The organism is Halomonas llamarensis, assembly GCF_023555005.1.
Lineage (GTDB): Bacteria > Pseudomonadota > Gammaproteobacteria > Pseudomonadales > Halomonadaceae > Vreelandella > Vreelandella llamarensis.
Genome location: NZ_JAMJPJ010000001.1, coordinates 177,829 through 201,232, shown reverse-complemented (window position 1 = coordinate 201,232; position 23,404 = coordinate 177,829). Strand labels below are relative to the sequence as shown.

Here is a 23,404-nt window from a genome sequence, read left to right as displayed (position 1 = left end):
AGCGGGCTTTTGGGCGACGTTTGCATTGGCGTCGTCGACGCCGTTTACGCAGCGCTGCAAAAGCGCTTACTTTTTGTTGGAGCGTTTACGCTCGTTTTCTTTGAGCAGCTTCTTGCGTAGACGAATATGGCTCGGCGTGACTTCGACTAACTCGTCGGAATCCAGGAATTCGATGGCCTGTTCCAGGCTGAAGTTAATCGGCGGCGTCAGCACGATGTTTTCATCGTTACCGGTCGAGCGCATGTTATCCAGCTTTTTCCCCTTGGTCGGGTTAACCACCATGTCGTTGGCACGGTTGCTAATGCCGATCAGCATGCCTTCGTAGACCTCGGTGGCGTGATCGATGATCAACTTGCCGCGCTCCTGAAGCGCGAAAAGAGCGTACGCCAGTGCCTTACCGTCGACCATCGACACCAAGACGCCGTTACGGCGCTCGATAGAGGCCTCCGGTTTCAGCGCGCCGTAGTGATCAAAGCGGCTGGTCAAAATGCCGGTACCCGACGTCAGGGTGAGGAACTGACCGCGAAAGCCAATCAAGCCGCGCGCCGGAATGATAAAGTCCAACCGAACGCGGCCCTTGCCGTCCGGGTTCATGTTGGTCATCTCGCCCTTACGATAGCCCAGCTCTTCCATGATGGCGCCTTGGTGCTGCTCCTCACAGTCGATAATGACTTCTTCGTAGGGCTCTTGCTTCTCGCCGTCGATTTCTTTGATGATTACTTCGGGGCGGCCCACGGCCAGCTCAAAGCCTTCACGGCGCATGGACTCGATCAACACCGACAGGTGCAGTTCGCCGCGTCCGGAAACTTTAAATTTCTCCGGTGTTTCACCTTGCTCAACGCGCAGCGCCACGTTGTGAATCAGCTCTTGTTCCAGGCGGTCTCTAATATTCCGGCTGGTAACGAACTTGCCTTCTTTGCCAGCAAACGGCGAGTCGTTGACTTGGAACGTCATCGATACGGTAGGCTCGTCAACGGTCAGCGGTGGCAGGGCCTCGACGCTGTTGACATCGCAAAGCGTATCGGAAATTGCTAAGTCTTCAATGCCGGTGATGCAGATGATATCGCCCGCGGTAACTTCGTCGGTTTGGACCCGATCTAAGCCCATGTGGGTCATGACTTGGCCGATTTTGCCTTTGCGGGTGTGGCCTTCTTTGGACACCACGGCAATTTGCTGATTGGGTTTCACGCTGCCGCGGGAAATGCGGCCTAAGCCGATAACGCCTACGTAGCTGTTGTAATCGAGCGCCGAAATTTGCATCTGGAAAGGACCGTCGCTCTCGACCTTAGGCGCGTTAACGATCTCGACAATCGACTGAAACATGGGCGACATGTCGTCGGCCAGTTCGTCGGGGTCGGGGCCCGCGATGCCATTGAGCGCTGAGCAATAAATGATCGGGAAATCCAACTGCTCGTCAGACGCGCCGAGGTTATCGAACAGGTCAAAAATTTGATCGATAACCCAATCAGGCCGTGCGCCGGGGCGGTCGATTTTGTTGACCACTACAATCGGTTTCAAGCCGCGGTCGAACGCTTTTTGCGTCACAAAACGCGTTTGCGGCATCGGGCCGTCGACGGCGTCAACGAGCAGCAATACCGAGTCCACCATGGACATTACGCGTTCGACTTCGCCGCCAAAATCGGCGTGTCCCGGCGTGTCCACGATATTGATGTGGTAGTCAGTGCCGTTAGGGTCTTGCCACTTAATCGCGGTGTTTTTGGCCAGGATCGTGATACCACGCTCTTTCTCCTGGTCGTTGGAGTCCATAATCCGCTCTTGGCCTTCGGCCTTACGGTCGAGCGTTCCAGACTGGCTTAACAATTTGTCGACCAAGGTGGTTTTACCGTGGTCAACGTGGGCGATAATGGCAATGTTGCGAAGATTCTCGATCACGAAGCGATCCTGCTAAAAAAATAGGGCAGCATTATAAGGGCTGGGGGCGGTCGACTGCCAGTGTTGTCTTGATTATGGTGCGGGTTTGTTTTCGCGCCGTGAAAGCTTCCGGTAAGATGTGGCTTTTCCCAGGTGGGGCAGACTATGACCATCGGCAATCTGATGCGTTTATTAAGCGATGGCGATGTCCACTCCGGCGAGCAGTTGGGTGAGGCGCTGGGTATCTCCCGCGCGGCTGTATGGAAGCAGCTGAAAAAACTCGAGGCGCTAGGCGTTGAGGTGGAGGCAGTCAAAGGCCGCGGCTACCGCCTGTCACAGCGGCTAGAGCCATTAGACGGTGCGAACGTGGTGGCGCATCTACCGGCAAGTGCCCGGCATCATTTATCGCGACTGTTCGTCGAAGATCAGCTGCCTTCAAGCAATGCGTATCTGCGCGAACGCTTTCAGCAAAGCGCCGGTCACGGCGAAGTGTGCTTGGTAGAACTGCAAACGGCAGGTCGTGGCCGCCGAGGGCGAGGCTGGACGACCCCTTGGGGGCAAAGCTTGATGCTTTCCGTTGGGTGGCGCTTTGAAAGCGGCGTGGTAGCGCTTGAAGGGTTAAGCCTTGCCGTTGGGGTGGTCGTGGCGCAAGTGTTAGAGCAGCACGGAGCGGCGCCAGCCCTTAAGTGGCCCAACGATGTACTGCTCAAAAATCGTGACAATGAATTGGCTAAGCTAGCCGGTATTTTGGTGGAAGTCACCGGCGATGCGGCGGGCCCCTGTGAAGTAGTGATCGGCATCGGCATGAATCTTTGGCTGCCTGACGCATTGCGCGACACTATCGATCAGCCAGTCGCTGCCTTAGCGGATACCTGTCCGCATATCGCGCGTAATCAGCTAGCGGCCGATATGGTGGCCGGGCTTTTGGATATGCTCGCGACATTTGAAGCGCGTGGTTTTAGCGCTTGGCAGGCGGCATGGAATCAGCGTCACGCCTTTGCTGACCAGCCGATCCATGTGCTTCAGGGCAAGAAAAAGCATGACGCGACGGCCGGTGAGGTAGATGCTAGCGGCAACCTCTGGATAACAGAAGCAGCAGGGCAGTCTCGGCGTCTTGTCGGTGGTGAGATCAGCATACGCAGGCGCTTATGATTCTGGACCTGGATATTGGTAACACGTTGTCTAAGTGGCGGCTCAAAGAGGCGCAAAGTAGTGAGATCCGCTCGCGAGGGGCCGTATGGACGCGCGAAGAGTGGCGACCTGGGGCGGATATTCCCGACCTGGATGTGGTGGAGTCGGTGCGTATTTCCAGTGTTGCGCGGGCAGCCGTTCTCGACGAAACGGTCAATTTACTGCGCCATCGGGTGCCACATGTTTACGTGGCGCGCTCAATGCGGGAGTCACTTGGCGTGGTTAACGGCTACGATGAGCCGAGACGTCTGGGTGTCGATCGTTGGATGGGGGCGCTGGCGGGGTATCAGTTGGCCGGCGGTTGCTGTGCGATAGACTGCGGTAGCGCGATTACCGTGGATTTCGTACTGCCCGGTGGTAGCCATCTGGGCGGCTATATTATTCCTGGATTGCGTTTAATGAAGGAGAGCCTGAAGCTCGGTACCCGTAACGTGACCATTGACCCCGAAAGCGAAGCGGAAGCGCTTTTGGAGCCAGGTAAGCGGACCGTCGAGGCAGTGAATCACGGTATTTATATGGCGGCAGTGAGTGCCATTAATCGTATCTACAGCGAGGTGTGCGACCAGCAAGGTGTGGCGCTCCCCATGTTGTTAACCGGTGGGGATGCGCGAGTTGTCTCTCGGGGTGTGCAGGTACCGCACGCGGTATGGCCCGATATGGTGTATGGCGGGCTAGAGGCGTGTTTTCCATTAACGCTTGCCGAGCGTGCCGGAAAAATGTCGGGCGCGCCGAATGTGCCCGAGCCGGTATCGTTAGAAAAAATACGGGCAGGACTTGCATTCTCTATGCTGCTTTGACAGAATGCAGCGCGTTCCAAGGCGGAAGTGCAGGCATATCCTGTGCGGCAAGTTGGTGATTTGGTTGCTTTATATAAGATCAATCTTCGCTTGACACTGTTTTGGAGGCTGGCATAATATGCCGCCACAGACGGAGGGGTTCCCGAGTGGCCAAAGGGAGCAGACTGTAAATCTGCCGCGAAAGCTTCGAAGGTTCGAATCCTTCCCCCTCCACCAAATTTTATGATTAGCCGTCATGATTTGCTGAGCAGGTAGTAGATCTGTTTTTAGAAAGTTCTACAGGCATTTTTTGTGGCCATGGTTTAGCGGGCATAGTTCAATGGTAGAACCTCAGCCTTCCAAGCTGATGATGCGGGTTCGATCCCCGCTGCCCGCTCCAGGTAAGTTCGTGTAAGTAGGTTTGTGCAGCATTTGCTCATGTAGCTCAGGGGTAGAGCACACCCTTGGTAAGGGTGAGGTCGACGGTTCAAATCCGTCCATGAGCTCCATATTGCGATGAAAGCGAGCAAAGCTCGCTTTTTTTGTGTGCGCCAGGCATGGCGCGCAGCGCCTTGACCGGCGCTGTTCCTGGGGGTGGTGCCTCAGGATGACTTGGGGGTGAAAGTCCCCTGCACGCCCGGCAAGGGGAAGTGCTAGCTGACGGCAAGGGTGTCCCCCGCGAGGGGGAATCCGAAGGCAGCCCGAGGCAAAACGCTGGCCTGACGAACAGGAAGCGGATACGAGGCGTTATGGCGGGGTGAGGTGGCACGAATCACCAAAGCCCAGTACTTGCACGGAACGTCATGACGTAGATCCGACAGGCATAAGCGGGAAGGTCGCGCGTCTTACCCTGGGAGGTCTGGTGGTCTGCCACAGTGCTACCGGCGTCGAGAGGCGACGGGATGGACCGCCAGACGTCAGCCGAGGCCATAGTAAGTGTCGATTCACCGCGGCACCAAGGGCCGAACATGAAGAACCGCGAGTAGGCGATAACGTCTCGAGGATCGATCATGAAGACAGAAACCGACGCTAATACCGTCACTCACCCAGAAGGGCAGGAGCAGTACTCCGCGCCCCAGCCGGTGAGCGTCGAGACGAGCCCGGCGTCATTATCGTGGACGAAAGCGGAGTCAACCTCGCTCATGGAACGGGTCGTTGACCCGGAAAACATGGAGCGAGCTTACCATCGGGTGGTCACCAACAAAGGCGCCCCGGGTGTCGATGGCATGACGGTGCACCAACTGGGTGATCACCTAAAGCAGTACTGGCCAACGCTGCGCGAGCGGCTATTGGCCGATGAGTATCACCCCAGCCCGATCCGAGCCGCCACGATCCCCAAGCCCAAGGGTGGGGCGCGGCAGCTCGGTATTCCCACGGTTACCGACCGCCTAATCCAGCAAGCGCTGTCCCAGGTGCTCATGCCGATCTTCGACCCAGCGTTCTCCGCGTCGAGTTACGGCTACCGCCCCAAGCGGAGTGCCAAGCAGGCCGCCTTGGCCATGAAGGCCCACGTCACCGCCGGTCACCGCTGGGTGGTCGATCTTGACCTGGAAGCCTTCTTCGACCGCGTGAATCACGACCTGCTGATGGCCCGGGTGGCGCGGCACGTTGACGACAAGCGCGTGCTGCGTCTGATCCGCCGTTACCTGGAAGCGGGCATGTTCCAGCACGGCTTGCCCACGCCGCGACGGCAGGGGACGCCCCAAGGCGGGCCACTCAGCCCGCTGCTGGCGAACATCCTGCTGGACGACATGGACAAGGAGCTGGAACGCCGAGGCCACCGCTTCTGCCGCTACGCTGATGACGTGCAGGTGTATGTCAAAAGTCAGCGAGCAGGCGAGCGTGTCATGGAGAGCTTGAGTGAGTATCTCGAGAGCTCACTTCGGCTGACGGTCAACCGTACGAAAAGTGCGGTGGATCGGCCATGGAAACGCGGCTACCTGGGCTACAGTCTTACTCGGCACAAGCAGTCGAAACTGACGCTAGCCAAGAGCAGCCTGAAGCGAATGATGCAGCGTGTCCGTGAGATCCTGAAGCGTGGCAGGGGGCGTCACATCCAGCGAGTGATCAAGGAGTTGGCACCCACCCTGCGGGGTTGGGCCAACTACTTTGACCTCGTTGACGTAAAACGCCCGCTGGAAGCGCTGGATCAATGGATACGCCGCCGCTTACGCGGCCTGATCTGGCGGCAATGGAAACGCCCAGCAACTCGGCGACGGAAGCTGCGAGGGCTAGGACTGGATGCGTACCGTGCTTGGAAATCGGCGGGCAATGGGCGAGGGCCCTGGTGGAATGCAGGAGCCTCGCACATGAATCATGCCCTGCCGAGGAGATGGTTCAACAACCAAGGGCTGATCTCAATACTCGATACGGTAAGATGGCTTAACCGTTGTTCATGAACCGCCGTGGTACGGAACCGTACGCCCGGTGGTGTGAGAGGACAGGGGAGGCGACTCCCCTTCCTACTCGATTTTACCTGCCTAGCATTATTGACCTAGCGAGGTGTTATTAGCCTAGATAAGCGTTAAGCATCCACACGGTTTTTTCCTGCTCGCGGATGTAGTCGCCCGCTTGAGCGGCGGTGCCTTCGTCATCGGCATCAGACGCCAGCGCCAATACTTCACGCTGCAGCTCGATCAGCGTTTGATAGCCTTGGAGCACGCCTTTTACACAGGCTTCACCGTCGTGAACGTCTTTATCTTCTTGGATGCGTGAAAGTTTCACGTAGTCGGTGTACGCGTGAACCGGCGTGTGGCTTAAGGTCAAAATCCGTTCGGCCACTTCATCGACTTTGGCTAACAGATCGGTGTAGAGTTCTTCAAACTTGGCGTGTAGTTCAAAGAAGTTACTGCCTTTTACGTTCCAGTGATAACCGCGCACGTTCATGTAAAAAATCTGATAGTTGGCCAGCAAGTCGTTGAGCTTTTCTGCCAGTTGGCTGGCGCTGCCAGAATGTAAGCCAATGCTATTGGTATCGGTCATATCTATCTCCTTGAGTGACTGAAAGGTCTGGGACTCATCACTATACATCTATGTGCGGTTGGTGGTCGTTAGTTTCAAGAGCCTGCCGCGCGCCATCGCCTCGGCGGCTGCCTGGGCACTCAACGTATCCTTAAAACTGTCGGGGCAAAGTAGAACGTGCATCAGGACTCCATCATAATCGCAAGGCATTAGCAGGCGAGATAACGTCTTATGAAGAGCGTAACGCAAAATGCGAGAACACGCTGGATATCCCGGGGGCTGGTATTGGGGGTGGTTGGCATGCTAGCAAGCGCGCTGCCGAGCGCTGCCTTGGCGCACCCTCACGGCTGGATTGATCTGAGCGTGGAGGTCATCACGGATGCCGACGGCAACGCCACGGCGCTGCACCAGACGTGGCGGATGGATCCTTTCTATAGCCTTGTGGTGTTGGAGGAGCTTTCTCAGGGTAAGGAGGCAAACTTAGACGAAGGGTTGGACCAGCTCGGTCATGAGATTCGCGATAATGTAGCGGCCCAGCATTACTTTACCGAAGTGCGGCTTAACGGCGAGCGTCAGGCGCTTGGCGAGGTAATCGATTACACGGCCTTGGCGCGAAATGGGCGACTACATTTTATGTTCCGGCTGCCGCTGTCGGAACCGCAGCCGCTGGAGGAGAGCGAGCTGACGTATCAAGTCTTTGACCCGACCTATTACCTGGAAGTGGTGCACGAAGCGGAAGATAATAACGTCAGTGATGACGCGCTTACGTTGCGTGGTGAGCGCGAGTGTTCGTTAAGCGTCGAGCCTGCCGACCCGGACCCAGAGCTCATTATGCGTGCGGCAATGTTAGATAAAAACGAATCGGGTGAGACTGGGCTTGGGCGCCATTTTGCAGAAACGGGGGTGGTGACATGTCGTTAAGCTGGCGTCAATGCTTGGCGGTGGCAGGGTTGGCTGCGCTTGTGGCGGTGTTGGCTTATGCCGCTTTATCCGGGGCCTTTCAAGCGCTGAGCTATCAGCTGTTGAGTTGGCAGCGTGATTTGCATCGCGCCCTGACACTGACGATCACCGAGCTTTCCCAAACGCCCTCCGCCGCGACCTGGATGATGCTGATCGGCGTTAGCTTTGGCTATGGTGTGTTCCACGCGGCAGGCCCGGGGCACGGCAAAGCCGTATTGGCAACGTACCTTGCCTCCCACGGCGGCGCGACACGCCGGGCGCTAGGGCTTTCGTTTGCCGCCTCAATGCTGCAAGGGGTAACCGCCATTGCGCTGGTGGTCGTGCTGGTGCACGCACTGGGCTGGGTCACGCGCCAGGCCATGGGGAGCGTGACAGTGGTGGAACAGGCGAGCTTTTTGCTGGTGGCGTTGCTCGGGGTGTGGCTCTGTGTGCGCGCGTTCAAGCAGCTTAACGCGGCGTACCGCTTGCCGGTTGCGCAAGTGCGTGATCACCTTCATAACCATGAGTTCCATCATGTCCATGCACACACGCCTCACCATGACCACCAACACGATGGGGCATGCGGCTGTGGTAACGCCCATCATATCGCCCCTGCGCACGCTTTGGATTGGCGCACGGCGATAATGACGGTGATTTCCATCGGCATGCGCCCGTGTAGTGGCGCGGTCTTGATGCTTGGCGCGGCGAGCCTGCTGGGGCAGTTTATGCTGGGGGTGGCGGCTGTGGTGGCGATGTCGCTGGGGACGGGGCTGACGGTGTCAGCGCTGGCCTTGGCGACGGTGTTGGCTCGCGATTGGGCAAAACGGCGATTGGTGAGTCAGCGCCAGCGCCAACGCGGACAAAAACTCGCCGGTTGGCTGGCGCTGACTGGCGGTGTGGTGATCGTCGCCTTGGGTGTATCGCTAAGTTTGACGGGGGCCGCGCAGCCAGGCGGCATGCCGCTGCTCAATGAGCCAGCTACGCAGCAAGAGTCGAATCCGTTAAGGGGTTAAGCGTGGCTCTCGGGTTCTAGGTCGAGTCCTTCAATGAGCGCTAATAATCGCTCGCGTGTCTCACCCTGTTGCTCAAGGTCATACGCTATTGATTTGCCCACGCCCCATACCGGGCCGGGCCAGGCGGCGTCGTCGTGGTGGCGCACGATGATATGGATATGTAGCTGGCTGACCACGTTGCCAAGGGTGGCAATATTCATTTTGTCGCCGTCAAACCCCGCTTTTAAGGCTTTGGCCAGCGCACCGGCTTCTCGCCAGAGCTGCGCTTGGTCATCAAGGGCAAGCTCGAATACTTCGCTGACATTGGGTTGGCAGGGCACCAGCACCACCCAGGTAAAGCGCGTATCGTCCATTAACAGCACCCGGCATAGCGGTAGCTCAGTCACCGGGAAGGTGTCCGCTTCTAAGCGCTCATCCAAGGCGATATCATTCATGCAAGGTTCCTCTATCCGGGATTGAAGGGTCTCGGCGTGAAGCATGAGCATAGCAGCCTTAATGAGCGTAAACCTATCATTGCTGTTACGCTGAGGTAACGCACGTTTTGGATAACGTCAGCCATGAACGGCGTCGATCGATTTTTTTAATTGATGAAACGTGGAAAGAGAAGGAAAGCACTATGAAACGATTCAGCATGAAAAAAGCCCTTACAGGCAGCTTTATCGCGCTACTGACCATGGGCGCACTAAGCGGTTGCAATACCATGGCCGGCATGGGGCAAGACGTGGAAGCGGGCGGCAAAGCCGTTCAGGATGCGGCAAGTTAAGATAACGGTTCCCCGTGACGCGGATGGCTTGGTGCCACGGGGAGTTTTTGTAAGTCGCACGTTTAGCCCGATGCTTCGTGTTGCTGTTGCGTCAAAAGCTCTTCTCGCTCGGCTTGTTTGCGCCGTTTTTTACGCAGCACCGCCTTCTCAAAACGCAGTTTTTGCAGCGGCGTTTCTACACTAAGTGGCGGCACGCGCGCTGGCTTCCCCTCATCACCCACCGCGACCATGCTGAGATAGCAGCTATTGGTATGGCGAATGACTTTTTGACGAATATCCTCCGCTACCACTTTGACGCCGACTTCCATCGAAGAGCGCCCGACGTGGTTTACACAGGCGAGAAACGTCACTAACTCCCCCACGTGAATGGGTTGCTTAAACAACACCTGATCCACCGAGAGCGTCACCACGTAGTGGCCCGAATAGCGGCTGGCGCAGGCGAAGGCGACTTCATCGAGCTTTTTGAGAATTGCCCCGCCGTGAACCTTACCGCTGAAGTTAGCCATGTCCGGTGTCATCAGCACCGTCATGGAAAGATCGCGCTGCCCTGGCAGCAGTGTGTCATGGGCATTGTTGGAAGAGGGCATGAAAACTCCGATTGCGGTAGGTGGCGATGGAAAAGCCGGCCACTATAACGGCAACGCCCACGGTTTTTACCGTGAGCGCGACGTACTCTCACTTAGTAAGCGTTTAGAACCACACCAAGCCCACGGAAATGATCGCGCCGGTGATGAATAGCTGCACGAGGCAAAAGCCCATAATGTCCTTGGCTTTTAGCCCGGCAATGGCGAGTACCGGCAATGCCCAGAACGGCTGCAGCAAGTTGGTCCAGGCATCGCCCCAGGCAACCGCCATGGCGATGCGCGAGACGTCCGCGCCCAAGGCTTCAGCAGCGGGCAGCATCACCGGGGCTTGTACTGCCCATTGGCCGCCGCCGGAGGGCACGAACAGGTTGACGATACCGGCGCTAAGAAATGTCCAGAACGGCAGTGATGTCTCGGTGGCAAACGAGACCAGCCACTCTGACATGCTGGCGGCGAGTCCTGACTGAATCATGATCGCCATGATGCCAGCGTAAAACGGGAACTGAATAACGATGCCGGCGCCGCCTTTGACCGCTTCGTGCAGGCTGGTCAAAAGGCTGCGTGGCGTGCGGTGGAGCACAATGGCCAAGAACAGGAACATGAAGTTGACCACGTTCAGGTTCAGACCACCGCCCCGTAGCAAGAAGTGATCGAGCAGGAAGATAAGCCCTGGAATACCCACTAGCCACGCGAGAATAACGCTGTTTTCCATGCGCTCCGCCGGGCGGTTAATGCGCGCCGGGCCTTTTTCATCGGTGGCGTCTTCTAGCTGGTCGCGATCAACGTAGACGCTGTCTTTCTCATCCGGCAGCATCATGCGATTAACCAACGGCATGACGATAAATAGGCACACCACAATCGCCAGGTTAAACAAGGCAAAGATAGTTGAGCCGGTGCCGATCACGCCGATCTGGTCGGCGGTAAAGTGACCGTCGGTGGCAATGGTCAGCGGAATAGAGCCCGCCAGCCCGCCATGCCAGATCACAAAGCCTGAGTAGGCACTAGCGACTAGCAGGCGGTAATCGACTTTTATCAGCTTGGCGAGCTCTTTGGCGAACAGCGCGCCCACCACCAAGCCAAAGCCCCAGTTGATCCAACTGGCGATAAGCGAGACATACGTCACCAGCAAAATCGCACCGCCGGGGGTGTTCGCGAAGCTGGCGATTTTCTGCAGCAAGCGTTTAACGGGAGGAGAGCTTGCCAGCATAAAACCGGTCACTAGCACCAGCAGCATCTGCATTGAGAAGGTAAGCAGGTTCCAAAACCCGTCACCCCACATCCGCATGACGGCCAGTGGCGTCTGGCGTTCAACGGCAATCGCCGCAGCGGCGGCAATAAGGGTGAGAAGGAGAACGAAAATATACGGGTCAGGCAAATAACGCTCGACCAGCTTAACCGCCGGCCTTGAAATCATCTTTAACATGAGAGGCTCGCTTTTATTGGTTATACGTTACGTGCGCTACTAATATACGGTCTTTGAAAAGAATTTTGCAGCCTTTGCGTTTTTACGCCTCGACAGGCTCAGCGTGAACGGTGGCCACCGCGACTACCGCCAACGGGTTAAACGGTAACGGCGATAGTAGGCGATCAAAACGCCCGAGCGCACCAAGGTAAACAGCGTGAAAGCGAACCAGAGGCCATGGTTGTGGTACTCGTGGCTCAGCATCTCGGTGGCGAGCCACCACGCGGGCAAATAGGCCGATAGGCCGATAAAAATGCTGTTGCGCATCTCTCTAACTGAAGTGGTGCCGATGAATACGCCGTCAAGCAAATAGCTCCACACCGCCAGAAGCGGCATGGCCACCATCCACGGCAGATACACTGCCGCCGTGGCGCGTACTTCCGGCAGCCCCGTGAGTAAGGCGATGAGCGCGTTACCGCCGAGGGCAAACGCCAGCGATGCAGCAAGGGTCGTCCACAACGAAAAACGCGCGGCCGCCTTTACCGTCGCGGCAAACGCTTGCCAGTCGCGACGGCCGAAAGCGCGCCCAATAAGCGACTCCGCCGCGTGGGCAAAACCATCCAGCGCGTAGCTTACCAGCATAATGAACTGCAACAGCACGGCATTGGCGGCTAGGATGGTATCGCCTTGGCCCGCCCCCTGAGCGGTGAAAAACGCCATCACGAACAAAAGCCCGAGGGTGCGCACGAATAGATTGGCGTTGACATGAAAAAGCGCCCGATAAGCGCCCAGCGAAGTGAGCTCTTGGCGCAGAAAGCGCCCTTCGAGATAGCCGAGCTGGCGCAGTACGAGCGTAGCGCCAAAGACAAGTGCTGCGTAGTCGGCCAGAATGCTCGCCCAGGCCACGCCGTCGCTGGTCATTTTAAGCCCGACGACAAACCATAGATCAAGCACGATGTTGACGCTGTTGGTCAGCACCAGAATCATCAGCGTCACGCGCGAATTTTGCTGGCCGAGAAACCAGCCCAAAATGGCGTAGTTCGCCAGCACCGCCGGGGCCGAAAGAATGCGGATTTCGGCGTATTCCCGCGCCAACGGAGTCGCCGTCTCGCTGCCATCGAGAAGCCACAGACCCAGTGAAATCAGCGGTGAGGCAAATACGATCAAGAGTACGCCAATGACGGCGGCCATGATCAACGCCTGGCCAAGCAGGTTGCGCACTTCCGTGTCGCTTTCACGTCCGACTGCCTGGGCGGTGAGCCCGGTGGTGCCCATGCGCAAAAAGCCAAAGCCCCAATAGAGAAAACTAAAAAGCGTTGCCCCTAAGGTGACGGAGGCTAAATAGCGCGAGTCCGGCAGGTGGCCGACCACCGCCGTATCCACCAGCCCCAGAAGGGGGACGGTAATATTGGAGAGAATAATTGGCCACGCTAGCGCCCAGATGCGCTGGCGTGGTGGGGAGGTGGCGGAAGACACGAAAAGCGGTTAGCTCGAGGTAATCCGGTGGTACTTTTCCATTAGCTGGTCGTGGGTCTCGGGGCGCTCAGCGTCGAGTGGGATGCAATCCACCGGGCATACTTGCTGGCACTGCGGCTCGTCGTAATGGCCAACACACTCGGTACATAGGTTGGGGTCGATCACGTAGATCTCTTCGCCAGGAGAGATCGCGTCGTTAGGGCATTCCGGTTCGCAGACGTCGCAGTTAATGCACTCGTCGGTAATCATTAGGGCCATGGGCATACCTCACGTATGGCGTCGCCACTCGATATCGCGGCGGGCGATACCTGAGTGTTTAACTCAACAATAGGCAGTTGGCTAGCTATTGTAGTGCTTGTGTAGCGCCTGCGCGACCTGTGGATGCACCATCAGTGAAATGTCGCCGCCAAGTTTGGCGATTTCGCGCACCATGGTGGAGGAAATATAGGAGTTTTCTAACGCCGGTGTGAGAAACACGCTCTCAAGCTCGGGGTTTTGGGTGCGATTCATATTGGCGAGCTGCAGTTCGTACTCAAAATCCGACATTGCGCGAAGCCCGCGGAGAATGATATTGGCCTGCTGCTCGCGCATAAACGTGGTCAAAAGCGATGAAAAACCGACGACCTCGATATTAGCAAGATCGCCGCAAACCTTCCGAGCGAGCGTGATTCGCGTGTCGAGATCCAGTGTCGGGCGCTTGCCAGGGCTTTCCGCGACGGCAATGATGACTTCATCGAACATACGGGCGCCGCGCTCAATTAGGTCAAAGTGGCCGTTGGTAATAGGATCAAAGGTGCCAGGGTATACGGCGATATTCATCACGTTTCCTTGTCATCCGGTGTCGCGTCATTTAGGCGGCCAAAGGGGGTGTCGACGCTTAGCGAGACGGCTTTAGCGTAGCCGGGGATATGAATCCGGTCAGCGTGAATCTCAAGCTCGGGGCCTTCCAGTACCTGCTCGCCGAATTGATAGCGTGGTTGATAGTGCCCGCGGTCAGCTTGCTCAAGGTAGGCGTTGGCGGTCTCGCGCACGCCGTCGCGGCGTTTTTTCCATTCGGTGATAGCGCGTGCGCCGTGGCGCTGAGTCAGCAGCCGCTCGGTGACCTCTGGCGAAAGTACCACGCCGGTGGCGTTATTGCCGCCAAAGCCCTTGGCGTTAATGAAAGCGGCATCAGCGTGAAACGCTTGCGCAGGCTGTGAAAAGCGCAAGCGACTGGCATAGACGTCATCGGCAACGGCATCCAACGTGGGGATGCCCGGCAGCATGTCGTGAGCGAAGCTCCCTAGTGCGCTCATGAGCTGATCTCCCGCCGACGAACCCTGTGAATGGCCGACAAACGCTTTGATTGCCACGACCGGCCAGTTCGAAATCCCGTTGGCGCGGGCAATTTCATCGAATACGTGGGATTCGGTGACGCGGTTTTTCGGCGTGCTGGTGCCGTGGGCGTGGAGAAACGTCCGCTCTTGCAGCGCACGTTCGCCCAGTAGACTACGCGTCAGTGACGCCGCTTTGCCCAAGGTAATGTAGTTGCCGATGCCGGGTGCGGAGATGGAGCGTTTGAAGCCGTCGGCATTGACGAATACATCCGGCACCGCGCCGAGGATATCCGCGCCGGTTTCCAGTGCCAGGGTATCGTCCATCAGCATGACAAACTGGCTTGACTCGGCCATGGTAAAGCCGCAGTTGCGCGCAAACGGGCGGCAAGCGCGCTGGTAGTCAGCGTCGGTTAGCATTTCTAACGCGTCTAAGGCTTTCAAACCCGCGTCATCGGCAAGCGCACCCATGGCGCGAAAGCCTTCGATGATTTCCGGTGTGATCGGCGCATCGGCGGTGCCGACCATCACCACCCGGCAGCGCCCGGCGCGAATATCGTCGATGCCCAAGCGCAGGTTATACAAAAAGCTGGCGCAGGCGCCGAGCGCGGCGCCGGTGCCGCCAACGCTCCCAAGCACATAGGCGTTCAAAAAGTCGGCTGGCATTTGCGCGTAGCCAAGTGGCATCTGTTTGGATGTCGCGCGCTGCCCGCTGACCAAGCTTTTGATCAGGCCTCCCCAGCCCTGATCATCCAGTTGCCCGATGGAATTGCCGGCATAGACGGCAATCTGGTCCGGGTCGAGCTGCTGGCGCAGGGTTTCCCAGGTAAAGCCGCTCGCCCCGATGCAGTCGCTGGCGCTAAAAATCGCCATGGAAAGCCCGCGTGGATGGTGAACGCTGCGGTAAAGTGAGGCCGGATCAAAGCCACTGGGCAGCTGGGCCGCGGTCGAGACTTTGGGCGTCTGGGCGTCGGGCAGCAGCACATTGAAATCACCCGCGGGTACGCTGACTTCCACCTGGCGAGCATCGAGTTCGCGCACGTCCCAGTGGTCGGGAATGTGCTCAGGAAGCTGGCGGCGGCGCAGCTGAAAGCGCAGCGGTTCGCTTAGGCCCAGCGAGGCTTGGCGGTTGGCGGGCAACCCCGGGGGGGTAAAGAGCGGGTCTTCGTTGCGACGCACTAGGGTATGCTTAAGCACCTCTTCGCGCAGCGCATCAAAGGATAATGTGGCACCGGTATTAAGGCGCATGAGTGCGGCCAGGCTCTCTAAGGTCTGACGTTGCTGATCGGTAGAGAGTGCATCAAGCACGGTGCGGCGAAAGGCCTGATGGCCCGAGGTTCTGCCGGCGGGATTGATGCCGCCCATGCCGACAATCACCGGTAAGTGTGGCAAGCCGGGTTCCTCGTGGTGCGGTGGTGGTTAAAATCGTTTTTATCGACACGCGGTCACTGTAACGTGGTTGTCACGTGCGCTTCATCATTTTCTTGGGTGTGATCATAGCACCAGGCGCGCAACGCCGTCATGCTACAAGCACACGAGCCTGATAGAATCTGCTTCTTTTGGGCTAATAATGGGTGAAAAACGCCATGCAGACGCGATCACGCGCGGTCGAATCTAATCAGCCGGGGGCGCACCCAGACGTATCGCGCCGGGTGTCGCGCGCGCTGGCGCACCCGTGGCAAAAGCCTATCGCCGCGCATACGCAAAAAGCGTTTGAAACGGCTAATGCCTGGCTAGGCGAGCGGTGCGCGCCCCTTATTTTGGATGCCGGCTGCGGGGTAGGGCTTTCCACTCGGCGCTTAGCGGCCACCTTCCCTGACCATGCAGTGATCGGAGTGGATCGCAGTGCGGATCGCCTGGGGCGTGACCACGGCGCACCACCGGAGAATGCCCTTCTGGTGCGCGCCGATCTCGTTGATTTCTGGCGCTTGGCACAACGTGCTGGCTGGACGCCTTTGCGACACTATTTGCTTTATCCCAACCCTTACCCCAAGGCGGCGCATTTAAATCGGCGCTGGCATGGGCACCCGGTCTTTCCCACGCTGCTGGCACTGGGTGGTCGGTTGGAGCTGCGATCGAATTGGAAAATTTACGTTGAGGAGTTTGCTCAAGCCGTGGTGCAAGCCACGGGTAAGTCGCCGGATATTACGGCGCATTATCCCAGCGGCGACTATTTAACCCCGTTTGAAGCGAAGTATGACCATAGCGGCCAGGCCCTCTGGCGTCTCATCGTAAATCTGGAGCGTGTATGACGTTTGTTTTTTTAGTGCTTGCGATTGTCGCTGAAGTGGTAGCCACCAGTGCGCTTAAAGCCTCCATGGGCTTTACTCGCCCGCTGCCGAGTATCGTGGTGGTGGTGGGCTACGGCTTGGCCTTTTACTTGTTGAGCTTGGTGCTTCGCACGCTGCCGGTCGGCGTGGCCTACGCGATTTGGGCGGGCCTGGGTATTGTGCTGGTTACCCTAGTGGGCATTGTGGCGTTTGGCGAACGGCCTGATTGGCCCGGCGTGTTGGGCATTGGGTTCATTGTGGTCGGCGTGGTATTGCTGCAGGTGTTTTCCAAAATGAGCGTGCATTAAGGAGGCGAATGGTGACTAACACGTTATTGAAAAGGCGCTCTAGGTCTATCGTCGGTTCGCTCGTGGCGGCAGCGTTTATGCTGTCGTCTAGCTCCTTGGTGATGGCGGATTTTTCGCGTTTGGCCGAACTGCAAGAGAGTGGTTTCGCGATTAGTGCCGAGGCGCGGTTGCTAAATGCCTCCGAGGTGACGCTGGCGAGCATCAATCCCCACGCCGAGCGCTCACCCGCGTCGGTGACCAAAGCGTACCTGGGGGCCGCAGCGCTTAACCGCTTTGGCCCGCAGCATCGCTTCACTACGGCGTTGGTTAGCGTCGGCGAGGTCGATACCAACGGCGTGTTGCAAGGCGATTTGGTGTTTGACGGCGGCGGAGACCCCGGGCTTACCAGCGAAAATTTATGGCGTTTGGTACAACGCTTGCAGCAGGCCGGCGTGCGCGAAGTGGCCGGTGGCTTGGTCGTGAGCCAGTGGCGTTTTGGCCCGGTAGCATGCATCACCACCGACCGCTGCGATGCGCTGTCACGGGTGGCGAACAGCTACAGTGCGCCGCTCTCATCGGCCGGGGTGAACTTTGGCAGCTGGTGCGTCAACGTCGCACCGGCAAGTACGGCGGGTGAGCCCGCGCGCATCACCCACTGCGACGGTCCGTCATCGCTTACGCGAGTGGATAACCGCGTCACGACCCGCCCCGATAACAGCGGGACCGAGCTCAACGCCGAGCGCATCACCGACGAACGCGGCGATATCATGCGCATCAGTGGGCAGATCTCCACCAACGCCTGGCCGCGGGATGTCTACCGGGCGGCAAGCGACAGCGCGGCGCAAACCGCGCAAACGCTTCATGCTATGCTCATGCGGGCAGGCATTGTGATGGGGAGCGACCCCCGGGTAACTGCCGAACCACCGCCTGAAGGTGCAAGTCGGCTGGCCGCGGTAGACGGTAAGCCGCTGCAGGAGATTTTGCTGCGGACAATGAACTACTCCAATAATTACATGGCCGATGTGCTGGCATTAAATTTGGTGGAAACACCCAAGGCGCAGCTGCGCGAGGCTGGCGAGGCATTAGAGGCGTATGCCACAAGCCTGCCGGGGCACGGTCCGGTGACGCTAGAAAGCGGCAGCGGCTTGACCACCGGCAATCGCACCAGTGCCCACGGTATCAACGTGATGCTGGAATCGATGTTTTACCAAGCGTCGCTGTTCCCAAGCTTCGCGGCCACGTTTCAGTCGCCAGCCAACGGGGTCATGCGCTTTATTCGCCGCGGCCCCGATGCTTTCCAAACTAACGTGATGATAAAAACCGGTACGCTCAATCAACCGTTTGCGGTGCGCGCTGCGGCGGGGTATTTCCGTACCGTTAGCGGGCGTTGGGGGGTATTCAGTGTATTGGTGAACGGTAATTCAAACACGCCATACCTCAACTGGACCAAAGTGCTAGAGCCGCTGGCGCAAGATTTGGATGAAATGATACGGGCCCATTAACCACAAAATGAGGCTTGCCACGTTGAGGACGATTGATGAAACCTGGCCATACGGGCTTAACGCACTTAAAGCACTCTACTCGCTACTCGCTCAAAGGATTAAACGCAGCATTTCGCCATGAAGCCGCGTTTCGCCAGGAAGTTGGCATCACACTCGTGCTGCTACCGTTTGCTTGGTGGATTGGTGATGGGCCGCTCGCCTGGTTGATGTTGATGGGCAGCTGCGTGCTGGTGTTGATTACCGAGCTATTAAACAGCGCGATTGAAAGTGTGGTCGACCGCATCGGCACTGAGCACCACGAGCTTTCGGGTCGAGCGAAGGATATTGGCTCGGCTGCAGTCATGCTGGCGCTCATTCTCGCCGGGCTGACCTGGGGCCTGCTAGGCTGGGGCAAGTTCTTGGGATAAAAAACCACCAACGACCAACGAGGGCGCTATGGAACTCAATGACGACGTGTTACCTCTGGAATTTCTGCCCGCGCCACTGAAGACACCGGCGCAACAGGCCCGCGAGCGCTTGAATGAAGCGCTTGAGCAGGCGGATAACATCGCGTCCATGAGCGACCAAGAATCGCCCTCGGAAAGCTGGGACGCGCTCAGTACATCGCGGCGCGAGGCGCTCGTGCAGGTTATGACGATCTCGACCTTTGCGCTGGATGTGCTGGTACGCACGCCGACGTTACTCGCCGAGCTCGATGCCGCCGGTGAGCTGGATGCAACCCCCAGCCGCGAGGCACAGGCAGCGTGGCTAGGCGAGCGGTTAGAGACGGCCGAGGATGAAGCCGCCATGCACCAGGCGATTCGCCGTTTTCGTCAAGCGCGGATGCTCGGCATTGTCTGGCGCGACCTTAATCGCCCCGAAGGCTACGCAATGTGGGATACCGCCGCGGCGGTGTCGGACCTTGCCGAGGTATGCCTGGAAGGCGCGCTTAATTGGTTAGAAGCATTCTTGCAACCGCGCTGGGGGCTACCGGCGCGGCGTCGCGACGAGAGTGATCAGCGCCTGGTCGTGCTGGGGATGGGTAAGCTGGGCGCCGGAGAGCTTAATCTTTCCTCGGATATCGACCTGATTTTCGCCTTCCCGGAAAACGGCGATACCGCAGGGGGACGCAAGTCGCTTGAGCACCAGGAATACTTCACCAAGCTAGGGCAGAAGCTCATCGGGGCGCTGGACGCGGTGACCGCTGATGGCTTTGCGTTTCGCGTGGATATGCGCCTGCGTCCGCTAGGCGACGGCGGCCCGCTGGTGGGCAGTTTCTCGGCGCTTTCGGCCTACTATCAAGATCAGGGCCGCGAGTGGGAGCGCTATGCCATGCTCAAAGCGCGCCCCGTCGCGGGGGATATTGACGCAGGCTTTGAGCTGCTTGCCAGTTTGCGCCCCTTTGTGTACCGCAAGTACCTGGATTTTGGTGCGATCGAGTCACTGCGCGAGCTGAAAGCGATGATCAACCGTGAAGTGAAGCGCAAGGGCATGGAGAGCAATATCAAGCTCGGCCCGGGCGGCATCCGCGAGGTGGAATTCGTGGTGCAGGCGTTTCAGTTGATTCGTGGCGGCCGTGATACCGAGTTGCAGGTGACGTCGCTTCACCGGGCACTGAACCGCCTGCCCGAGCTAGGGCTGTTGCCGCAGGCCGTGGTGGACGAGCTTATCCCCGACTACGCCTTTTTGCGCGATATTGAGCACGCCTTGCAGGCCTTGGAAGACCGCCAAACGCAGCGCCTGCCGGATGATGATCTCAACCGTGAGCGCGTGGCCTTGGCACTCGACATGGAAGATTGGCCCGCGGTCATGGCGAAATTGGACGAGGTGCGCGAGCGGGTGCGCCGCCACTTCGATGCCGTGATTGCCGACCCGGAAGACGACGTGGAAGAGGCCAGCGACAGCGACGCGAGCCTTGAGCAGTGGCGCCTGGTATGGCGTGGTGAATTAGAGCAGGAAGAGGCCGAAAACCATTTGGCTGACGCCGGTTTCGTTGAGCCGGCCAAAGCGCTCAAGCAGCTGAGCGGGCTTTATCACTCACGCGCGGTGCAAAGTATGCAGCGGATTGGCTATGAGCGCTTGGATGCGCTGATGCCGCTGTTGCTCGACGCGTTAGCGCAAAGTGAGACGCCCGATACCGCGCTACCCCGGGTGCAGCCGCTGATTGAAGCCGTGCTGCGGCGCACCGCGTACCTGGCGCTGTTGCGTGAAAATCCGCAGGCGTTAGAGCATCTGATGCACTTGTGCTCGGCAAGCCCCTGGATTGCCGAGCAGCTCGCGCGCTACCCGATCCTGCTCGACGAGCTGTTGACGCCGGAATCGCTCTATACCCCGGCGGATAAAGACCGGCTTGCCGATGAACTGCGTCAAGCGTTAAACCGCCTACCCGAAGACGACGAAGAGGCGCAGCTAGAAGCGCTACGAGTGTTCAAGCACGCCCAGACCTTACACGTCGCGGCCTCCGATATTGCTGGCACGCGGCATCTGATGAAAGTAAGCGATTACTTAACCTATATCGCTGAGGTGATACTCGATGCCGTAATCGCCATGGCGTGGAAGCACCTAACGCGCAAACACGGCACACCGCCGGGGATGAGTGCCGATACAGCCGCGTTTTTGGTCGTCGGCTACGGCAAGCTTGGTGGTATCGAACTTGGCTACAGCTCCGATCTGGATTTGGTCTTCCTCCACGACAGCGATGGCAAAGGCGCCACCGATGGCCCGCGGTCGTTGGATACACCGGTGTTTTTCACTCGCCTTGGTCAACGCATTATTCACCTGTTAACGGCGGTGACGCCAGCGGGTTCGCTCTACGAGGTCGACATGCGCTTGCGCCCTTCGGGCAACGCCGGGCTTTTGGTCACCTCAATCGACGCCTTTGCCGATTACCAGCGTGAAAATGCCTGGACCTGGGAGCATCAGGCGTTGGTGCGCGCTCGCGTGGTGGCGGGCAACGAGGCGCTTGCGGAAAAATTCAACGCCGTGCGCGGGGAAATTTTGGCGCAGCCGCGTGAGCGTGGAGCGCTACGCGCAGATGTGGTCAAAATGCGCGATAAAATGCGCGATCATCTGGCGAGCAAAAAAGCCGGGACGTTCAATCTCAAGCAAGACGCCGGTGGTATGGTGGATATCGAATTTCTGTGTCAGTACGCGGTGCTTTCGCTGGCCCATGAAACGCCGGAGCTGCTCACCTACAGCGATAATATCCGCATTCTTGAAACGCTAGCGGCGAGTGACCACTTGCCGGAGGACGAAGCCGAGCGCTTGCGCGACGCGTATTTGGCGTATCGCAGCACTACCCACCGTGCGGCCTTGACCGGTGAAAAGGCGAGCGTGGACGAGGGCGATTTTCAGACTGAGCGCGATACGGTGAGGGCGCTGTGGAAGCGCTTTTTGGCAGCCAAAGACTAAATGATCGGGCAGATTCGCGCCATGTTTTTGCCGGTGCCGATTGGCAACCTTGGCCGCTGCCTTTGCGTGGGTATTTCCGCCAGCGTAGCGCTACTTTATTTTAGCCGCGTCGGTCTTTGTCTTTGACCTCGTAGTGACCCTCTAGCACATCCTGCCGATGGCGCGACTGTTGGTGAGCGTGACCGCCGCCGACATCCTGCGCTTGGTTAGCCCGCATCGCCTCCATGCGCTTTTTCATTTTGTGGCGCACAAACGGCATCATAGCCCAGCCCACCAGCAAAAATAAAAGCCCTAAGACAACGCCGACGATCATTAGCACGCCAAACGCCAGCCAAGTAAAAAACAACTTGATGGTGCCCATTAAGCCGTCAGGGCGCGTTTGCGCTGCCCTAGCCCGCCACTGATGGGCAGCCTGCCAAGCGGCGTTGCGTTGATTGTGGTTTGGGTCTGGCATGTAAGCCTCCAAAGAGTAGTGTTAGCCGATTGGAACACACTTATCTTGTCGAGTTCATTTCTGCCCGCCTGACGGTGACGTGGATGCGCAGTCATCCGATAAAGCTGCGGGAAAATGATATGGTTCTGGTACAACGAACGGCATCAGCCAGTGTTTGAAGCTGGCGATGTCCAGCGCCGAGTGTGGCGGACGCTGGTGATTCCTCCTACCTTGTGAATTGCCCTAGACCTTGTAAGTATCGAAAATGCTCTTTGATAGCTGCGGCTGCCGACGGGGGCTGGGAGGCTCCCGCTGAATGTCCCCCGTTAGAGAGAACGGGGAGCGGTCGTGTTTCCATTCCCGGGTTAGGCTTGCAGCGGCTGTTTCTTTCCCTTTCTGGGGACGCAGTGTTCCTCCTAGCTTCACGTAGATGTTCTTCATGCGTTCTCGCTCGGCAAGCTGGCGGTGGTCCGTGTCGGTGAATTTCTTTTTCGATAGGTTGGGACGTTCGGCGTACCGGAATACGTTCTTCGCGGTGATCGGCGCGGTGAACTCGTTCAGAGTGAATTCGATGGAGGCCTTGACGCCAGAGGTGATGACTTCCGTCATCTTCTTACTGGCCTTGGCTTCGGCCTGCATCGCCTTGTCGACATAGTTGCGGCGCGCGGTGTCCATGGTGCCATGATTCTTGTATCCCTTGGCAAACAGCCCCTTTCCCGCGCCGGTAGGGTGCTGCATCTTTTCGCTTTTGGTGGCATAGCCGGAGAACTCTGTCGGCATGCGGGCCGTAGAGGCGATGTCCACTAGCTCTACCAGATGCTTGAAGTCGGCGGTCGTCAATTTGGTGGTTTGGGCCTCCTTGACGATTCCCTCAACTAGATTCCGCGTAAAGGCAGTGGAAAAGGCTTCGTCCATGCCTTTCCAGGCCTCGCGGAAGCGGGTATCGAAGGTGCTCTTGGTCTCTGATGAAAGCGCTAAGCCCCCCTTTTTTTTGCCTGCCTTGGTTTTGATTAGGCGCTCAGCGACCCGAAGATTCGGGCCGCGTTTTGCTTTGAGGGCCGGAACCTTGGCTCCCGTGTCCTTGAACTTGAGCAGCTTTCTGCCGAGCTGTTGGGCGCTCCGATCCTGTTTCGCACGCGAGCGCTTGAGGCCGACGCGCTTGACCCTTTTCGACAAGGGCTTGTTGCTGTTGACGTATTTCCCCATCTGCGTCTCCCGTGGCTAGCGATACC

24 protein-coding genes and 3 tRNA genes are annotated in these 23,404 nt (G+C 58.1%); 15 read left to right on the top strand and 12 right to left on the bottom strand.

Features of this window, described 5'->3' with window-relative positions; translation table 11 throughout:
• Positions 1-66 precede the first annotated feature (66 nt).
• Positions 67-1,893, bottom strand: a complete 1,827-nt coding sequence (gene typA, locus M8006_RS00920; protein WP_250079098.1) for a translational GTPase TypA — start codon at positions 1,891-1,893, stop codon at positions 67-69.
• A gap of 144 nt (positions 1,894-2,037) precedes the next feature.
• Between typA and M8006_RS00915 the strand changes: the two genes are divergently transcribed.
• From M8006_RS00915 to M8006_RS00895, 5 genes are all read left to right on the top strand, one after another.
• Positions 2,038-3,024 carry a biotin--[acetyl-CoA-carboxylase] ligase gene (locus tag M8006_RS00915; RefSeq protein WP_250079096.1) on the top strand — a complete coding sequence of 329 codons (987 nt, stop codon included), beginning with the start codon at positions 2,038-2,040 and terminating at the stop codon, positions 3,022-3,024.
• Positions 3,021-3,860 carry a type III pantothenate kinase gene (locus tag M8006_RS00910; RefSeq protein ID WP_250079095.1) on the top strand — a complete coding sequence of 280 codons (840 nt, stop codon included), beginning with the start codon at positions 3,021-3,023 and terminating at the stop codon, positions 3,858-3,860. The genes M8006_RS00915 and M8006_RS00910 overlap by 4 nt, the downstream gene beginning before the upstream one ends.
• Positions 3,861-3,992: 132 nt before the next feature.
• Positions 3,993-4,076: transfer RNA gene (locus M8006_RS00905), tRNA-Tyr, on the top strand.
• A gap of 89 nt (positions 4,077-4,165) precedes the next feature.
• A tRNA-Gly gene (locus M8006_RS00900) sits at positions 4,166-4,239 on the top strand.
• 34 nt (positions 4,240-4,273) lie between these two features.
• Positions 4,274-4,348 (top strand) — tRNA-Thr (locus tag M8006_RS00895).
• Between the two features lie 263 nt (positions 4,349-4,611).
• Here M8006_RS00895 and M8006_RS00890 read toward each other — a convergent pair.
• A complete protein-coding gene (locus M8006_RS00890) occupies positions 4,612-4,851 on the bottom strand; it encodes a hypothetical protein (RefSeq protein WP_250079092.1) in 240 nt (79 codons plus the stop codon).
• Between M8006_RS00890 and ltrA the strand changes: the two genes are divergently transcribed.
• Entirely contained in the window at positions 4,850-6,238 is a 1,389-nt protein-coding gene (gene ltrA / locus M8006_RS00885) for a group II intron reverse transcriptase/maturase (RefSeq protein WP_250079090.1), read from the top strand. The two genes, M8006_RS00890 and ltrA, sit on opposite strands and share 2 nt — an antisense overlap.
• A 109-nt stretch (positions 6,239-6,347) precedes the next feature.
• Here the strand turns inward: ltrA and M8006_RS00880 are convergent, their stop codons facing one another.
• A complete protein-coding gene (locus M8006_RS00880; protein WP_250079087.1) occupies positions 6,348-6,821 on the bottom strand; it encodes a Dps family protein in 474 nt (157 codons plus the stop codon).
• Positions 6,822-7,100: 279 nt separating this feature from the next.
• On the opposite strand from M8006_RS00880, the gene M8006_RS00875 reads away from it, so the two are divergent.
• Positions 7,101-7,721, top strand: a complete 621-nt coding sequence (locus M8006_RS00875) for a DUF1007 family protein (protein WP_250079532.1) — start codon at positions 7,101-7,103, stop codon at positions 7,719-7,721.
• A complete protein-coding gene (locus tag M8006_RS00870; protein ID WP_250079086.1) occupies positions 7,712-8,752 on the top strand; it encodes a nickel/cobalt transporter in 1,041 nt (346 codons plus the stop codon). The genes M8006_RS00875 and M8006_RS00870 overlap by 10 nt, the downstream gene beginning before the upstream one ends.
• On the opposite strand, the gene M8006_RS00865 is transcribed toward M8006_RS00870, so the two are convergent.
• On the bottom strand, positions 8,749-9,186 hold the full coding sequence (locus tag M8006_RS00865; protein ID WP_250079084.1) for an HIT domain-containing protein: 438 nt from the start codon (positions 9,184-9,186) through the stop codon (positions 8,749-8,751). The two genes, M8006_RS00870 and M8006_RS00865, sit on opposite strands and share 4 nt — an antisense overlap.
• A gap of 182 nt (positions 9,187-9,368) precedes the next feature.
• Between M8006_RS00865 and M8006_RS00860 the strand changes: the two genes are divergently transcribed.
• Positions 9,369-9,515 (top strand): entericidin A/B family lipoprotein, encoded by a 147-nt coding sequence (locus M8006_RS00860; protein WP_430886804.1) that lies wholly within the window; start codon positions 9,369-9,371, stop codon positions 9,513-9,515.
• Positions 9,516-9,577: 62 nt separating this feature from the next.
• Here the strand turns inward: M8006_RS00860 and M8006_RS00855 are convergent, their stop codons facing one another.
• Positions 9,578-10,102: an acyl-CoA thioesterase gene (locus tag M8006_RS00855; protein WP_250079083.1), complete on the bottom strand. Its 525-nt coding sequence runs from the start codon at positions 10,100-10,102 to the stop codon at positions 9,578-9,580.
• Here M8006_RS00855 and M8006_RS00850 point away from each other — a divergent pair.
• Positions 10,101-10,253: a hypothetical protein gene (locus M8006_RS00850; RefSeq protein WP_250079081.1), complete on the top strand. Its 153-nt coding sequence runs from the start codon at positions 10,101-10,103 to the stop codon at positions 10,251-10,253. The genes M8006_RS00855 and M8006_RS00850 overlap by 2 nt on opposite strands.
• Here M8006_RS00850 and M8006_RS00845 read toward each other — a convergent pair.
• The 5 genes from M8006_RS00845 to M8006_RS00825 all read right to left on the bottom strand — a co-directional run bounded on the left by M8006_RS00845 (position 10,206) and on the right by M8006_RS00825 (position 15,655).
• The gene (locus M8006_RS00845; RefSeq protein ID WP_250079079.1) at positions 10,206-11,522 is read right to left on the bottom strand and encodes a short-chain fatty acid transporter; all 1,317 of its coding nucleotides are present in this window, start codon (positions 11,520-11,522) and stop codon (positions 10,206-10,208) included. The genes M8006_RS00850 and M8006_RS00845 overlap by 48 nt on opposite strands.
• Before the next feature lie 123 nt (positions 11,523-11,645).
• Positions 11,646-12,977: an MATE family efflux transporter gene (locus tag M8006_RS00840; RefSeq protein ID WP_250079077.1), complete on the bottom strand. Its 1,332-nt coding sequence runs from the start codon at positions 12,975-12,977 to the stop codon at positions 11,646-11,648.
• Between the two features lie 9 nt (positions 12,978-12,986).
• Positions 12,987-13,235 carry a YfhL family 4Fe-4S dicluster ferredoxin gene (locus M8006_RS00835; RefSeq protein ID WP_179929210.1) on the bottom strand — a complete coding sequence of 83 codons (249 nt, stop codon included), beginning with the start codon at positions 13,233-13,235 and terminating at the stop codon, positions 12,987-12,989.
• 81 nt (positions 13,236-13,316) lie between these two features.
• Positions 13,317-13,796, bottom strand: coding sequence for a pantetheine-phosphate adenylyltransferase (coaD, locus tag M8006_RS00830; protein WP_250079076.1), 480 nt, complete (start codon positions 13,794-13,796; stop codon positions 13,317-13,319).
• On the bottom strand, positions 13,796-15,655 hold the full coding sequence (locus M8006_RS00825; RefSeq protein ID WP_250079528.1) for a beta-ketoacyl synthase: 1,860 nt from the start codon (positions 15,653-15,655) through the stop codon (positions 13,796-13,798). Before M8006_RS00825 ends, coaD begins: the two co-directional genes overlap by 1 nt.
• A gap of 221 nt (positions 15,656-15,876) precedes the next feature.
• Between M8006_RS00825 and trmB the strand changes: the two genes are divergently transcribed.
• The 5 genes from trmB to glnE are packed head-to-tail and all read left to right on the top strand — an operon-like array spanning position 15,877 to position 21,739.
• Complete coding sequence (gene trmB, locus M8006_RS00820) at positions 15,877-16,542, top strand: tRNA (guanine(46)-N(7))-methyltransferase TrmB (RefSeq protein ID WP_250079074.1); 666 nt, start codon at positions 15,877-15,879, stop codon at positions 16,540-16,542.
• The gene (locus M8006_RS00815; RefSeq protein ID WP_250079073.1) at positions 16,539-16,868 is read left to right on the top strand and encodes a DMT family transporter; all 330 of its coding nucleotides are present in this window, start codon (positions 16,539-16,541) and stop codon (positions 16,866-16,868) included. Before trmB ends, M8006_RS00815 begins: the two co-directional genes overlap by 4 nt.
• Before the next feature lie 8 nt (positions 16,869-16,876).
• Complete coding sequence (gene dacB, locus M8006_RS00810; RefSeq protein WP_250079070.1) at positions 16,877-18,349, top strand: D-alanyl-D-alanine carboxypeptidase/D-alanyl-D-alanine endopeptidase; 1,473 nt, start codon at positions 16,877-16,879, stop codon at positions 18,347-18,349.
• Between the two features lie 35 nt (positions 18,350-18,384).
• The gene (locus tag M8006_RS00805; RefSeq protein ID WP_250079068.1) at positions 18,385-18,756 is read left to right on the top strand and encodes a diacylglycerol kinase; all 372 of its coding nucleotides are present in this window, start codon (positions 18,385-18,387) and stop codon (positions 18,754-18,756) included.
• A 28-nt stretch (positions 18,757-18,784) separates the two neighbouring features.
• Positions 18,785-21,739: a bifunctional [glutamate--ammonia ligase]-adenylyl-L-tyrosine phosphorylase/[glutamate--ammonia-ligase] adenylyltransferase gene (glnE, locus tag M8006_RS00800; RefSeq protein ID WP_250079066.1), complete on the top strand. Its 2,955-nt coding sequence runs from the start codon at positions 18,785-18,787 to the stop codon at positions 21,737-21,739.
• A 100-nt stretch (positions 21,740-21,839) separates the two neighbouring features.
• Here the strand turns inward: glnE and M8006_RS00795 are convergent, their stop codons facing one another.
• On the bottom strand, positions 21,840-22,193 hold the full coding sequence (locus M8006_RS00795) for a hypothetical protein (RefSeq protein WP_250079064.1): 354 nt from the start codon (positions 22,191-22,193) through the stop codon (positions 21,840-21,842).
• Positions 22,194-22,415: 222 nt separating this feature from the next.
• Complete coding sequence (locus M8006_RS00790; protein WP_250079062.1) at positions 22,416-23,378, bottom strand: hypothetical protein; 963 nt, start codon at positions 23,376-23,378, stop codon at positions 22,416-22,418.
• Between the last annotated feature and the right edge of the window lie 26 nt (positions 23,379-23,404).

Coding starts and splice junctions, on each gene's coding strand:
- M8006_RS00850 (WP_250079081.1), top strand. CDS start 10,101: ATGAAAACTCCGATTGCGGTAGGTGGCGATGGAAAAGCCGGCCACTAT.
- M8006_RS00865 (WP_250079084.1), bottom strand. CDS start 9,186: ATGAATGATATCGCCTTGGATGAGCGCTTAGAAGCGGACACCTTCCCG.
- M8006_RS00835 (WP_179929210.1), bottom strand. CDS start 13,235: ATGGCCCTAATGATTACCGACGAGTGCATTAACTGCGACGTCTGCGAA.
- M8006_RS00790 (WP_250079062.1), bottom strand. CDS start 23,378: ATGGGGAAATACGTCAACAGCAACAAGCCCTTGTCGAAAAGGGTCAAG.
- coaD (WP_250079076.1), bottom strand. CDS start 13,796: ATGAATATCGCCGTATACCCTGGCACCTTTGATCCTATTACCAACGGC.
- M8006_RS00805 (WP_250079068.1), top strand. CDS start 18,385: ATGAAACCTGGCCATACGGGCTTAACGCACTTAAAGCACTCTACTCGC.
- M8006_RS00910 (WP_250079095.1), top strand. CDS start 3,021: ATGATTCTGGACCTGGATATTGGTAACACGTTGTCTAAGTGGCGGCTC.
- M8006_RS00825 (WP_250079528.1), bottom strand. CDS start 15,655: ATGGGCGGCATCAATCCCGCCGGCAGAACCTCGGGCCATCAGGCCTTT.
- ltrA (WP_250079090.1), top strand. CDS start 4,850: ATGAAGACAGAAACCGACGCTAATACCGTCACTCACCCAGAAGGGCAG.
- M8006_RS00890 (WP_250079092.1), bottom strand. CDS start 4,851: ATGATCGATCCTCGAGACGTTATCGCCTACTCGCGGTTCTTCATGTTC.
- glnE (WP_250079066.1), top strand. CDS start 18,785: ATGGAACTCAATGACGACGTGTTACCTCTGGAATTTCTGCCCGCGCCA.
- trmB (WP_250079074.1), top strand. CDS start 15,877: ATGCAGACGCGATCACGCGCGGTCGAATCTAATCAGCCGGGGGCGCAC.
- M8006_RS00855 (WP_250079083.1), bottom strand. CDS start 10,102: ATGCCCTCTTCCAACAATGCCCATGACACACTGCTGCCAGGGCAGCGC.
- M8006_RS00815 (WP_250079073.1), top strand. CDS start 16,539: ATGACGTTTGTTTTTTTAGTGCTTGCGATTGTCGCTGAAGTGGTAGCC.
- dacB (WP_250079070.1), top strand. CDS start 16,877: ATGGTGACTAACACGTTATTGAAAAGGCGCTCTAGGTCTATCGTCGGT.
- M8006_RS00875 (WP_250079532.1), top strand. CDS start 7,101: ATGCTAGCAAGCGCGCTGCCGAGCGCTGCCTTGGCGCACCCTCACGGC.
- M8006_RS00795 (WP_250079064.1), bottom strand. CDS start 22,193: ATGCCAGACCCAAACCACAATCAACGCAACGCCGCTTGGCAGGCTGCC.
- M8006_RS00860 (WP_430886804.1), top strand. CDS start 9,369: ATGAAACGATTCAGCATGAAAAAAGCCCTTACAGGCAGCTTTATCGCG.
- M8006_RS00870 (WP_250079086.1), top strand. CDS start 7,712: ATGTCGTTAAGCTGGCGTCAATGCTTGGCGGTGGCAGGGTTGGCTGCG.
- M8006_RS00915 (WP_250079096.1), top strand. CDS start 2,038: ATGACCATCGGCAATCTGATGCGTTTATTAAGCGATGGCGATGTCCAC.
- M8006_RS00845 (WP_250079079.1), bottom strand. CDS start 11,522: ATGTTAAAGATGATTTCAAGGCCGGCGGTTAAGCTGGTCGAGCGTTAT.
- M8006_RS00880 (WP_250079087.1), bottom strand. CDS start 6,821: ATGACCGATACCAATAGCATTGGCTTACATTCTGGCAGCGCCAGCCAA.